This is a genomic window from Nitrosomonas sp. (assembly GCA_031316255.1).
Lineage (GTDB): Bacteria > Pseudomonadota > Gammaproteobacteria > Burkholderiales > Nitrosomonadaceae > Nitrosomonas.
In genome coordinates, this window is the sequence record JALDQW010000001.1 from 1410891 (window position 1) to 1424002 (window position 13112).

Annotated in this window: 10 protein-coding genes; 5 read left to right on the forward strand and 5 right to left on the reverse strand. The window is 45.3% G+C overall.

Annotation, left to right across the window (positions count from 1 at the left end):
* Positions 1-69 precede the first annotated feature (69 nt).
* Together uvrA and MRK00_06390 are read left to right on the forward strand one after the other, a co-directional pair.
* Positions 70-2889 (forward strand): excinuclease ABC subunit UvrA, encoded by a 2820-nt coding sequence (uvrA, locus tag MRK00_06385; protein ID MDR4516997.1) that lies wholly within the window; start codon positions 70-72, stop codon positions 2887-2889.
* A complete protein-coding gene (locus tag MRK00_06390) occupies positions 2886-4166 on the forward strand; it encodes a glycerate kinase (GenBank protein MDR4516998.1) in 1281 nt (426 codons plus the stop codon). Before uvrA ends, MRK00_06390 begins: the two co-directional genes overlap by 4 nt.
* A gap of 33 nt (positions 4167-4199) precedes the next feature.
* On the opposite strand, the gene MRK00_06395 is transcribed toward MRK00_06390, so the two are convergent.
* The 5 genes from MRK00_06395 to MRK00_06415 form a co-directional block, all read right to left on the reverse strand.
* Entirely contained in the window at positions 4200-4736 is a 537-nt protein-coding gene (locus tag MRK00_06395; GenBank protein MDR4516999.1) for a hypothetical protein, read from the reverse strand.
* 13 nt (positions 4737-4749) lie between these two features.
* Positions 4750-5199 (reverse strand): hypothetical protein, encoded by a 450-nt coding sequence (locus MRK00_06400; protein MDR4517000.1) that lies wholly within the window; start codon positions 5197-5199, stop codon positions 4750-4752.
* Between the two features lie 275 nt (positions 5200-5474).
* Entirely contained in the window at positions 5475-6695 is a 1221-nt protein-coding gene (locus MRK00_06405) for a porin (protein MDR4517001.1), read from the reverse strand.
* A 347-nt stretch (positions 6696-7042) separates the two neighbouring features.
* Entirely contained in the window at positions 7043-8842 is a 1800-nt protein-coding gene (recQ, locus tag MRK00_06410) for a DNA helicase RecQ (GenBank protein ID MDR4517002.1), read from the reverse strand.
* Positions 8843-8913: 71 nt separating this feature from the next.
* Positions 8914-10374 carry a DASS family sodium-coupled anion symporter gene (locus MRK00_06415; protein ID MDR4517003.1) on the reverse strand — a complete coding sequence of 487 codons (1461 nt, stop codon included), beginning with the start codon at positions 10372-10374 and terminating at the stop codon, positions 8914-8916.
* A gap of 202 nt (positions 10375-10576) precedes the next feature.
* Between MRK00_06415 and glnA the strand changes: the two genes are divergently transcribed.
* From glnA to MRK00_06430, 3 genes are all read left to right on the forward strand, one after another.
* A complete protein-coding gene (gene glnA / locus MRK00_06420; GenBank protein ID MDR4517004.1) occupies positions 10577-11986 on the forward strand; it encodes a type I glutamate--ammonia ligase in 1410 nt (469 codons plus the stop codon).
* Between the two features lie 201 nt (positions 11987-12187).
* The gene (locus MRK00_06425; GenBank protein MDR4517005.1) at positions 12188-12574 is read left to right on the forward strand and encodes a DUF4124 domain-containing protein; all 387 of its coding nucleotides are present in this window, start codon (positions 12188-12190) and stop codon (positions 12572-12574) included.
* Positions 12575-12598: 24 nt separating this feature from the next.
* Positions 12599-13051, forward strand: a complete 453-nt coding sequence (locus MRK00_06430; GenBank protein ID MDR4517006.1) for a DUF4124 domain-containing protein — start codon at positions 12599-12601, stop codon at positions 13049-13051.
* Positions 13052-13112: the final 61 nt, after the last annotated feature.

A 13112-nucleotide genomic window follows, 5' to 3' on the forward strand; every position in this document is an offset into this window, starting at 1 on the left:
CATAAATCAGGTTATGTGTTTTCTAAAAAGTTGGGTATATTATCAGGTTGACTCGTACATAGATAGCCAATGGAATTGATTAGAATCCGCGGTGCGCGCACCCACAACCTCAAAAACATCAATCTTGATCTGCCACGCAACAAGCTTGTCGTGATAACGGGACTTTCCGGATCTGGAAAATCTTCACTTGCATTCGATACGCTTTATGCGGAAGGACAACGGCGCTATGTAGAATCGCTTTCCGCTTATGCCAGGCAATTTCTTCAGTTAATGGAGAAACCGGATGTCGATTCAATTGAAGGACTGTCGCCAGCTATCGCAATAGAACAAAAAGCAACCTCGCATAATCCACGATCAACAGTGGGTACCGTAACAGAAATTCACGATTATTTGCGTTTGTTATATGCCCGTGTGGGCGATCCGCAATGTCCCGAGCATCAGATTACCCTGACAGCGCAGAGTGTTTCACAGATGGTTGATCATGTACTTGAGCTGCCTTCCGGTACGCGTTTGATGATTCTGTCGCCTCTGATTATAGAGCGTAAAGGGGAACAGGCGGATTTATTCGATGAATTACGCGCACAAGGATTTATCCGCTTGCGCATCGATGGGGCAGTGTGTGATATTGACGATTTGCCAAAGCTGCAAAAAAATAGGAAACATACCGTTGAAATCGTCGTGGATCGCTTGAAAGTATCGCCAGATGCGAAACAACGGCTGGCCGAATCATTCGAAGTTGCGCTACGGCATGCCGACGGGCGTGCCCTGGCAGTGGAAATGGACAGTGGTCAGGAACATCTTTTTTCAGCAAAATTCAGTTGCCCCATCTGCAGTTATTCGCTTTCCGAACTGGAACCAAGGTTGTTCTCGTTCAATAATCCGCTGGGTGCTTGCCAGCGATGTGACGGCCTGGGTCAGATCACCTTTTTCGATCCAATGCGTGTGGTGGCATTTCCACATTTGTCGCTGGCTTCAGGCGCAGTAAAAAACTGGGACCGGCGCAATCAATTTTATTTTCAGTTGCTGACCAGTCTGGCGAAACACTTTGATTTTGATATTGAAACCCCTTTTGAGAGTATTGACGCAAGAATCCAGGATATTATCCTTCACGGCTCTGGACAGGAAAAAATCCAGTTTACCTATCTCAATGAAGGCGGCAAGAAAAGCCGCCAGAAGCACGCATTCGAAGGCATTATTCCAAATCTAACCCGGCGATACCGGGAAACCGAATCGCAAACGGTACGTGAAGAACTCGGAAAATATCTGAATGCCAAAACATGTCCGGATTGTCTTGGCACCCGTTTATGCACTGCTGCGCGCCATGTTTTTGTAGACGCGAAAGCGATTTATGAAGTCAGCGCATTACCACTCAAGCAAACCAAAATGTTTTTCGATCAACTGGTGTTGCCTGGGCATAAACAATCGATTGCCGAAAGAATCGTTAAAGAAATTTCCAGCCGACTTCAATTTTTGAATAATGTCGGTCTTGATTATTTGTCTCTGGATCGGTCCGCCGACACGTTATCCGGCGGTGAATCCCAGCGCATAAGGCTTGCCAGCCAGATAGGCTCGGGCCTGACTGGTGTCATGTATGTTTTGGATGAGCCCTCCATCGGACTGCATCAGCGCGATAACGATCGTCTGCTTAATACCCTCAAACATTTGCGCGATCTGGGTAACAGCGTGATTGTTGTTGAACATGACGAGGAAGCCATCCAGATATCAGATTATGTCGTCGACATGGGACCGGGCGCCGGAGAGCATGGTGGCATCGTAGTTGCACAAGGCAGGCCGGAAGAAATCGAGGTGCATTCCGGTTCTCTGACGGGCGCATACCTTTCCGGCAGATTATCCATAAAAACACCGGACCAGCGTACTGTGCCAAATCGTGACAGGATTTTATGTATTGAAGGTGCTGCAGGTAATAATTTGAAACAGGTACAGTTGAATTTGCCTGTTGGATTATTCGTCTGCATTACCGGTGTTTCCGGTTCAGGGAAGTCGACACTCATCAACGAAACCCTGCATCGCGCTGTTTCGCAGCATCTTTATGCGAGTGTTGCCGAACCGGCTCCGTTTGAAAAAATTCATGGCCTGGAATTTTTTGATAAGGTCATCAATATGGATCAAAGCCCGATTGGCAGGACACCACGTTCCAATCCAGCAACCTACACCGGCTTGTTTACACCCATACGTGAATTGTTTGCTGGTGTGCCGCAAGCACGGGAACGCGGTTATGCGCCCGGCCGTTTTTCATTTAACGTCAAAGGCGGGCGGTGCGAGGCCTGCCAAGGTGACGGTGTGATTAAGGTTGAAATGCATTTTCTTCCCGATATTTATGTGACCTGCGATGTTTGTCATGGCAAGCGGTACAACCGTGAAACGCTTGAAATACAGTACAAAAACAAAAATATCAATGAAATCCTGCAAATGACAATAGAAAATGCATTTGAATTTTTCAATCCAGTGCCGGTTGTTGCACGGAAACTGCAGACACTGCTGGACGTCGGATTAGGATATATTACCTTGGGCCAATCCGCCACAACGCTGTCTGGCGGTGAGGCGCAACGTGTAAAATTGTCGCTGGAACTTTCCAAGCGTGATACCGGGCGTACTTTGTATATCCTTGATGAGCCGACAACAGGTTTGCATTTTCAGGATATCGATTTATTGCTGAAGGTGCTCCACAAACTGCGCGATCATGGTAATACGGTTGTCGTCATTGAGCATAACCTTGATGTTATCAAAACCTCAGATTGGATAATCGATCTGGGGCCGGAAGGTGGTGATGGTGGCGGATGTATTGTAGCCGAAGGTGCGCCCGAAGATATTGTGAAGAATAAAAACAGTTACACCGGACATTATTTGCGCGGAATCCTATCGAAATGAATCCAGGTGCTTGGCTGCTGGACAGTTTTCATGTTGCAGTCAGCGCTGCCGATCCTGCGCAAATCGTACCGCGACATCTCCCTGATCCAACCGAATTTTCCGGGGGGCGCATTTTTGTGGTCGGTGCGGGTAAGGCGTCAGCAGCTATGGCATTGGCGGTAGAAAAGAACTGGCCCGAAAATGCTCCCCTTGATGGCATTGTCGTTACACGCTACGGCCATGGGCTGCCTACACGCCGAATCAAGATCATTGAAGCCGGCCATCCTGTACCCGACCAGAATGGCATGCAAGCTGCACAAGAAATATTGAAACAGGTTAAGCGGCTCAACGAGCAGGATCTATTACTTTGCCTGTTCAGTGGCGGCGGTTCCAGTTTGTTATCTTTGCCGTTAGACGGAATTACGTTATCGGATTTGCAGGAACTCACGCAACAACTTTTGGGATGCGGTGCAAACATTCAAGAAATTAATACTGTACGTAAGCATATTTCGTGTTTGCAAGGTGGACGGCTAGCAGCGGCCTGCAAAGCACCCGTACGTGCGCTGATTATATCCGATGTCACCGGCGACGATCCCACGCATATCGCCTCCGGGCCTTGTGCGCCGGACCCAACGTATTTTTCCGATGCAAGTGCAGTGCTGGAACACTATCATCTCAAGCTGCCCGAGAATCTAAGAAGCATCCTTGCGGCCGGTATTAGTCAGCAGTTGGATGAAACACCCAAGCCCGGCTCCGCAATTTTTAAGCGTGTTGAGAACGTTATTATTGCCAGTGCACATCAATCGCTCGTGGCGGCAAAAAAATATTTTCGGAATATGAATATCGATACGTTGATTCTTGGCGATACCGTGACCGGAGAAGCGCGTGAAGTCGCAAAAGTTTACGCGGCATTGATTAAAGAAATCCGCCGGTATCCTGGTATGCTGAAACCGCCCATTGCGTTGCTGTCGGGTGGTGAAACTACAGTGACCCTGCATGGAAACGGGCGCGGTGGACGTAATTCAGAGTTTTTATTATCGCTGCTCATTGAACTCAATGGCCTGGACAATATTTACGCACTGGCGTGCGATACCGATGGTATAGATGGTTCCGAAGATAACGCCGGCGCGATAATAATGCCTGATTCCTTGAAGCGTGGTAGCAATATGGGATTTCATGCGGAAAAATTTTTGGATAATAATAATGCCTATGGTTTTTTTAAAGCATTAGGCGATTTGGTGACGACTGGCCCAACGTATACCAATGTCAATGACTACCGCGTCATTTTGATTTTGTAGATTCAGAAGTTACGCACTGCGGGTCAGGACAGTTTATTGATCAACCTGTATTGAAGATACGGTATAGCCTGACTGATACCAACGGCCGATTACGTATTCATAATACGCCTGGTTCCTGGGTATTTCACGGTCTGATGCCAGTGCTTTTCCCTGCTCGGTAAGCTTAACGCAGCCCAGGTCAAGCTGATTATTGATGTCATCAGGAAAGCCAATTTTTGTTGGCTTTCCACAATAAAACAAACGCGTATGTTTGCCAAACTTTTTTTTAACAAACCCGTCCGGCTCAAAATTAATCAGTCCGCAGGCTTCCAGTTGTTTGAGTGCTTCATGGGTAATACCCTGCTGTGTATAAATCTGTTCATTCAAATCGAAGATTAATGGCAACGGTTCACCCTGTATCCACATAAATTGACGCAGAGTATCGAACAATCGTTTATTTTCTTCGCTGAGTTCGGTATTAGATGCGACTTTTTTTTGATCGCCTGACGCAGTGCTCTGCACTGCATTATCTATTTTTAGTGTACTTTTTAATGAGAATAGATCCGCTATTCTTTTCAGCCACCTGTTCATAACAATTCAAGCCTTACTGTTTGCTTTCTTTGTCAGTTCCGTTATCGGTATCTATTTTATCTGCGTTTGGTTTTTGCTCATCGGCTGTCCCGCTCTGATCGGTGTCGCTTTCTTTTTTAACTTTTTCGCCTTTGTCTTGCTTTGCTTTGGATTTGGTTGTTTTCTTTGCGCGTTGTTTCATTTCTTTATCGATTTCTGCGAGAAATGTCAGATTGTCCTTACGCCGTTTCTCGCTTTTGTACCAGGCAAGACAAGTCAGCGATCCCATAACAATCAAGAGAACATTAAGTACGTCTACACCGTCTAGAAAAATAAATGCAATACCTGTCGAAACAGCAAAGGCACCCAGAAAAGCAGTCAAATGCCACATTTTGTTTCCCGCTTTTTGATATTTGCTACGCCATTCTTCCAACTTGTCGCGCGTTGAAACTAATTCTTCATCTGTCCATTTTCTCATACTCATAGTGAGCAAGTCCCCCTTAGGTGTTATTTTATTAGCCTGAATACTTTCTCGGCGCCTATATGCCTGGAATTATTGTAATTCTTGCAATTAGACTGTTGTAATTATATTCATCACATTAAAGTAAATTATGTTGCTGCTTAACTCTACGTTACAGTTGGCTAAAGGTCAATTACTGTGCCAGTAATCAAGAAAAGTTACGATTAGGCGATAGGAGTATTTCTTTCGAACAACAAAAAAGGCACCAGCGGTGCCTTTTTTGTTGAGAGCTTTTTCTTTTAGAAATTGTGGCGCATACCGACTGTATACACGTTGCTATCTCTAAAACCGCTTGCAGCGTTGTTATCGATCATGTTACGTTGATAACCACCAAACAAGCTGGAACGTTTGCTCAGATTGTGGATTGCACCCACTGTAAAAGTACTGATTTCACGTTTTACAGCAGCGGTTGTTGCGTCGGCTTTACCCATACCACCTTGTGCGAGCAGACGTGTATTGCCCAATTCATACTCGCCCCCGACAAACCAGAGGTGTCCATCACCATTCACGTTCATGGCTGAGTTACATTGTCCACGTCCACTGCCATTATTTGCGCCGCCCGCTAATGTCGAGCCTAATGCCGCTGCGGTAGTACAGGAAGCAGCACCGTTGATACTTGCGTTATTAATGTTTTCATACTGACCGCTCAGGCGGAAGCCCATGAAGCTCCAAGAAGCACCACCACGCCAGATTTCTTCATCATCGGCACCGATGCCTTGGAATGCTTTCTGGTTTGTGCTGATATTATCTCTGGAATAACCACCGAAAACGCCAACGTTGTGATCTGCAATATTTGCTTCATATTTACCCGCGATCTGGAAATCCCATTCGCCATCTTCACCGCCGCTGGTACTATTAGGCGTAAAGTTGCTTGAATTAGCAATACCACCACCCAATATAGGATCGAGATTATTGGAATCACCTGGCATCAGCAAGGCTGCAAATGAAAAGCCTTCTACGGTTGGTGAATCATAACGGGCTGCACTGTTCACAAAGCCTTGCGCACCTGATCCCATACCATTCGCTGATGCGGTCATGGTACCACCACTACCTGCTGCTTGCAGTGTAGTATACGCAAATGGATCAATAGTCTGACCACCTGCAAAATCTTTAAACGGAGATTGAACACGGCCAAATTTCACTTCACCCCAAGCATCATTGGCCAACGCTACCCAGCGTTCTCGTGCTACACCCAAGTCGCCATTACCCGTGTTGAAACCAAATTCTAAATGGGCCTTTGCTTGCAATCCACCGCCAAGTTGCTCAACAACATGCACGCCCCATCTTGAACGACCGGCTTCATCACCGATCTGTGCCTGACTGGTCATGCCATCGAAGTCAACCGTTGAATATTCTGCCTGGGCGCTACCAAACATGGTGACATTGGTTCCTTGTGCTGACGCAACCATTGGTGTTGCAAGCGCACCGGCAACTGCTAACGAAATAAGCTTCTTCTTCATAGGGAAGTTCTCCTTTAATGTTTAAACGACTGGGGGTCGACAATAAACCTAACTTTGCTCCGGTGGAATGCACCCCGCTTTTTTTCTGACCTACCAATCTGGAAGGTTTGATTGGATTGTGCCGAACACAATGCATTCCTGCAAGAAAAACGAATCTTTTTTTTGCAAATAACGCACTATATGTTGCATTTGCGCAACACAATTGTTGTTTTTTCGCCTATAAGAGTTAATAACTTATAGGTTTTGCATTATTTGTTTGTGTGGAAGATTGAGGTTATCTATTGATTTTAATGAAAAACTATTTCTTATCGTCAATGCCGGAAAACAAGTGTGAATATTATTTAAAATCACCCGCTACGTAAAATTTCGATTAAATTATCGCCGTATCGATCCAGCTTGTGCATGCCGATCCCCGTTATCTGAAGCAATTCATTTTCTGTTTGTGGGCAGACGCGTACTAATTCTCTCAAAGTTGCATCGTGGAAAATAACATACGCAGGCACGCCATGTGTTCTGGCTGTTTTTGCCCGCCAGCTGCGTAACTGGTCCAGAAGTTGTTGTGCAGCCGGGTCAAGTGTTTGAGGTTCATCTGGTTGCTTCTTGATCAAAATTTGTTTTTGCTCGGGTTGCTGACGAAGAAAAACTTTTTGTTGCCCCTTTAATACGGCTCGGCTTGCATCGGTAAGGCAAAGCGATCCGTAACCTTCGTTGTTCGTAGTCAGTAACCCCTGTGCGATCAACTGTCTGAAAATTGCGCGCCAGGTTTTAACTGGTAAATCTTGTCCGATGCCAAATGTGCTGATTTGTGTGTGATTCCATTGTTTGACCCGCACTGTTTGATTTCCATGCAATACATCGATCAAATGTCCGGCGCCAAATAGCTGACCGGTACGATAAACACAGGACAATGCTTTCTGCGCTTCAACGGTTGCATCCCAGGTACTCGGCGGGTTTAAACAAACATCGCAATTTCCACATGACGAAAACGCCGCTTGCTCGCCAAAATAATCCAATAGATGAGTACGGCGGCAAGTTGTTGTTTCGCATAAAGCCAGCATGGACTCGAGTTTTCCGGTTGCAACGCGTTTAAATTGTTCCTGTGCCATCGATTCTTCGATCATGCGGCGTTGCTGAATCACATCATTCAAACCATAAGCCATCCAGGCGCTCGCTTTTTGGCCGTCACGGCCAGCCCGGCCTGTCTCCTGATAGTAGCCCTCAATACTTTTGGGCATGTCAAGATGGGCGACAAAACGTACATCCGGTTTATCAATTCCCATACCAAAGGCGATTGTTGCAACCATGACAACGTTTTCTTCGCGAAGAAACTTTTCCTGATTCGATAAACGTTGATGCGGAGTCATTCCCGCATGATAAGGAAGTGCGGCGACACCGTGCGCATTGAACCAAGCGGCGGTATCTTCTGCTTTTTTGCGTGACAGGCAATAAACGATACCGGCTTCCTGCGGATGTTCTGTTTGGATGAATGAAAGCAATTGCTGTTTGCCGTTTACCTTGTCCACTATTTGGTAGTGAATATTAGGCCGGTCAAAACTGGATAGAAAAATTTTGGCTTCGTGCAATACCAAACGTTCAATGATTTCCTTTCGTGTAACGGCGTCAGCTGTCGCTGTCAATGCAATGCGAGGCACACTCGGAAAACGTGAGTTAAGAATATCCAGCTGACAGTATTCGGGACGAAAGTCATGCCCCCACTGTGAAACACAATGCGCTTCATCAATCGCAAATAATCCCAGCGGTATTTTTTCTATTAAATTAAGAAAACGTTTTGTCAGTAAACGTTCCGGCGCAACATAAAGCAAGTCGTATTCGCCGGCGAGTAATTTCTGTTCAACAATTAGTGCTTCTTCGAATGGCAAAGAAGAATTAAGTCCCGCAGCCTGTATGCCAACTTCATTGAGTGCCGCAACCTGGTTTTGCATGAGAGCAATTAAAGGAGAAACAATGATTGCGACACCTTTGCGCATTAAGGCGGGTATTTGATAACAAAGCGACTTGCCGCCACCTGTTGGCATAAGTACCAGGCAATCGTTACCGTTTGCAAGATGCTCAATGATCTCCGCCTGCTGTCCGCGAAACGCCGGATAACCAAAAACCTCTTTGAGTATATTTAGTGCATTCGACATGTAGTAATGCGTTTTTTTAACTCTTGTATTTCATTGTGCGTACTATAAATTCATTATAATAACGTGGAAAACTATCCAAACACCCAGGGAATCAATGCAGATGATAATGCAGTAACCACAACAATCGCGACAAGATTCAGCTTCAAACCGGCATTGGCCATCTGGGAAATGGTGACCTGGCCTGTTGAATATACAACCGCATTCGGCGCTGTTGCCACGGGCAGCATAAAGGCACAACTGGCTGCCAGGGCTGTGGGCGCAAATAACAACATTGGATCGATGCCGCTGGAAACAGCCAGTACTCCTAGAATAGGCAGCAAGGTAGCGGTTGTTGCAGTGTTGCTGGTCAACTCAGTCAAAAAAATCACCAGTGTAACCAATACAAACATCATCACTATCAAATCCAAGTGCGGCAGTCCCGACAAACCGTCGCCAATCCAGGCAGCCAGGCCGGTATCCTTAATCGCGGCTGCCAGACTTAAACCGCCGCCAAATAACAAGAGTACACCCCAGGGTATTCTGCTGGCGCTTTCCCAGTCCATGAGTGCCGTTGCTTTTTCAGGCGTTTGCGCTACTTCTTGTCCCGCAGGAATGACAAACATGAGTACAGCGCCGCCAATTGCAATCATGGCATCGTTTAACCATAGCATAATTTCAAATTGCTCTTGCACCGGCACACGCAGTATCCAGGCCATTGCAATGAATGCAAAAACATAAGTGATGCGTCTTTCCGGTTGAGTCAATTTGCCGAGTTTTTTGAGTTCTTCATCGATTATTGTCTTTGAAATATGTTCGCCGTGCAGGTCAAACGAGAAAGCCCATTTTGTAAGTACCCACCAGGCCAAAGTCGTCATCACGATTACAACAGGCACCCCAAACATCATCCACTTCACAAAGCTGATATCGATATCATAATTCTGCTTCATGAAACTGACTACAAATAAATTGGGCGGCGTGCCGATAATGGTGCCTAATCCACCAATGCTCGCTGAATAAGCAATACCTAAAATCAGACACAGGATAAATTTCTGGTGTTGCCCGATTTCGTCTTTAACCATTTCACTCGCCAGGGACATGGCAATCGGAATCATCATTAGTGTGCTGGCAGTGTTGCTAATCCACATGGATATCAATGCAGTGGCGCCCATAAAACCCGCAATAAGTCCGCCTGGACTGCTGCCAACGCGCGCCAGAATATTCAATGCAATGCGTCGATGTAAATTCCATTTTTCCAGTCCTTTTGCAACGATAAAGCCGCCAAGCAACAAGAAAATCGCTGGTGCCGCATAGGGCGCTGTGCTATTCTCCATTGACATGATGCCCAATGCGGGAAACAACAAAATTGGCAGTAACGAGGTTACCGGAATGGGTAAAACTTCAGTAGCCCACCAGATGGCCAGTAATAAAGCTACACCGGATGTGCGCCATGCAGATTCTGACATTTCTGCGGGAGCAGGCAATATAATTGTGGTTACCAAAAAACTGACACCTAAGGCCAGACCGATTTTTTTGGGTTGAGTGAATGGCACCATTCTTTTTCCGATACAGTGAATAATTTTTCCAAGCTACAAGTATATACATGCAATAATTTCATTGTCTCAAATATGTTAAAAATAAATAAAAAAACCTTTTGATAGGCCATATGCGGTTTCAATTATCAATTGACTGGCACTGGTATAATTCAGTCAAATGATTAGAGTATTTATTTTATAACCATGCCAATCGGAGAAAAAAATGGCGGCAGCTGATGTTTTAAAATTAATTGAAGACAGTAAAATCAAATTTGTCGATTTACGTTTTACTGACACAAATGGAAAAGAACAACATGTTACGATTCCATCCCATAGTTTCAACGCTGACAAATTTGAAGATGGCCACCCATTTGATGGCTCATCTATTTCTGGGTGGAAAAGTATTCAGGCATCCGATATGCTCCTGATACCGGATCCGGAAACCGCCAATATTGATCCGTTTATGGATGATCCCACACTTATCATGACCTGTAATGTTGTCGATCCTGCTGACGGCAAAGGGTATAGTCGGGATCCGCGCTCACTCGCGCAACGTGGTGAAATTTATCTCAAATCGACCGGTATTGGCGATGTCGCCTATTTTGGTCCGGAACCCGAGTTTTTTATTTTTGACTCGGTTTATTGGCATACCGATATGTCCGGCTGTTCTGTCAAAATCGAATCCGAGGAAGCGGCATGGAGTTCAGTTATTAAATATGACAGCGGCAACATCGGGCATCGCCCTGCAATCAAAGGCGGATATTTCCCGGTGCCGCCAGTGGATTCATTGCAAAATATCCGTTCAGCCATGTGCCAGGTTCTGGAACAACTTGGCATACCGGTAGAAGTGCATCATCATGAAGTTGCTACAGCAGGCCAGTGCGAAATTGGTACACGCTTTAACAGTCTGTTAAAACGCGCAGACTGGAACCAGTTGCTGAAGTATGTCATACATAATGTTGCGCACTCCTATGGTAAGACGGCTACGTTTATGCCCAAGCCAATTGTCGGTGACAATGGCTCCGGCATGCATGTTCATCAATCCATCTGGAAGGATGGCGAGAATTTGTTCTCCGGTAACGGATATGCCGGTTTGTCCGAAACGGCATTGTTTTACATTGGCGGTATTCTCAAGCATGCCAAGGCGCTCAATGCCATCACCAATCCAAGTACGAATTCCTATAAAAGACTTGTTGCCGGCTTTGAAGCGCCTGTAAATCTGGCCTATTCAGCGAGCAACCGTTCGGCAGCAATCCGTATACCGCACTCGAGCAGCCCTAAAGGCCGTCGTATAGAAGTGCGTTTCCCCGATCCCACCGCGAACCCCTATCTGGCCTTTACGGCACTGCTTATGGCAGGACTTGATGGTATTCAGAACAAAATACACCCAACTGATCCTATGGATAAGAATCTTTATGATCTGCCGCCGGAAGAAGCCGCCAAAGTTCCCAATACGTGTGTTTCACTGGATGAGGCTCTGAATCATCTGGACAACGACCGTGATTTCCTGATTCGAGGTGGCGTTTTCACGCATGATATGATTGATGCCTATATTCATCTTAAAATGGAAGAAATATTACTGTTGCGAACAACAACACATCCTGTCGAATTTGACATGTATTACAGTTTGTAATCTGAAATTGAGAATAGCATCAACAGGATAAAAAGAATGGATTAACAGTCTTTTTTCAGCTTTTCCAAATCAGATCGATTGGTAAACTATGCCTGGTTATTCATTCAGTAGCAACTCTCAGCATTTGTTCACGGTCATAAAGATATGAGTACGCCAAGTAAATTTATCATTTTGGTTTTCTTGAGTTTAAATTTTTTGCCTGTGTTACACGCCGGATCAACGATCTATAAATATGTTGATCAGGATGGGAACATTACATTTACCAATCGCCCTATCAAAGGGGCGCAAAAAACCAGAACAGCGCCACAATCTTCCACCGTTCAACCCTATGTATCAAAAGTTCAACCTGTTGTTCCAAAAGATACTGCCAACACACAAAACAAGCGTGACATCAAGCGACGTGAAATCCTTCAGCATGAACTGGCGACTGAAATGAAATTATTTTCTGATGCACGCAAAAACTTGTCCCTGATGCGCGTCAATGATACCGATTATCAACAAAACGAAGAATTCAGACAGCTGCAACACAAACTGTTGCGGCATGAAAATAATATCTCGGCCATAAGAAAAGAACTCGCAAAACTGTAGCTTTAGGAATCCGGTAAAACGATTATGAAATCAAAATATTTTTTCTTGCTCGCAATTTTCTTCATTTATGCCTTTCCGGCACATTCCGGTGTTTACAAACAAGTTGACGAACATGGCAATGTTACTTATTCAAACGTTCGATCGGGTAATGCCGAGAAAGTCGATCTTCCGTCCATAATTGTTGTCCCTTCCGCTAATACCGAAGGTGTGGATGAACGGATCAAAAAAAGAAGAGAAAATAAAGAGATCAGAGCGCAGCGAAAAGAAATTGAACAAAGAATAGCTGATGAGTCTGATTTTCTGGAAGCTATCAAGGCTGAATATAAAGGTGGCAACCCGGATCGTTTGGGCAGCGAGCGTAATTACCAAAGATATTTAGACAGAGTTGAACGCCTGAAAAATGAAATCAGCGTGCGCGAGGCAAATCTTCAAGTGCTGCAACGCCAACTGGATGAATTGCCACAGATAACACGATAATCAATGATTGTACAATTAGTACGCTGCCCACCAAATCAGTAGAAGTAGCTACATTTCCAAT

Bases quoted from the DNA above. Each gene is read 5' to 3' on its own strand.
- MRK00_06400 (MDR4517000.1), bottom strand. From the start codon at position 5,199: ATGAGTATGAGAAAATGGACAGATGAAGAATTAGTTTCAACGCGCGAC.
- MRK00_06430 (MDR4517006.1), top strand. From the start codon at position 12,599: ATGAAATCAAAATATTTTTTCTTGCTCGCAATTTTCTTCATTTATGCC.
- uvrA (MDR4516997.1), top strand. From the start codon at position 70: ATGGAATTGATTAGAATCCGCGGTGCGCGCACCCACAACCTCAAAAAC.
- MRK00_06390 (MDR4516998.1), top strand. From the start codon at position 2,886: ATGAATCCAGGTGCTTGGCTGCTGGACAGTTTTCATGTTGCAGTCAGC.
- MRK00_06405 (MDR4517001.1), bottom strand. From the start codon at position 6,695: ATGAAGAAGAAGCTTATTTCGTTAGCAGTTGCCGGTGCGCTTGCAACA.
- glnA (MDR4517004.1), top strand. From the start codon at position 10,577: ATGGCGGCAGCTGATGTTTTAAAATTAATTGAAGACAGTAAAATCAAA.
- MRK00_06395 (MDR4516999.1), bottom strand. From the start codon at position 4,736: ATGAACAGGTGGCTGAAAAGAATAGCGGATCTATTCTCATTAAAAAGT.
- MRK00_06415 (MDR4517003.1), bottom strand. From the start codon at position 10,374: ATGGTGCCATTCACTCAACCCAAAAAAATCGGTCTGGCCTTAGGTGTC.
- recQ (MDR4517002.1), bottom strand. From the start codon at position 8,842: ATGTCGAATGCACTAAATATACTCAAAGAGGTTTTTGGTTATCCGGCG.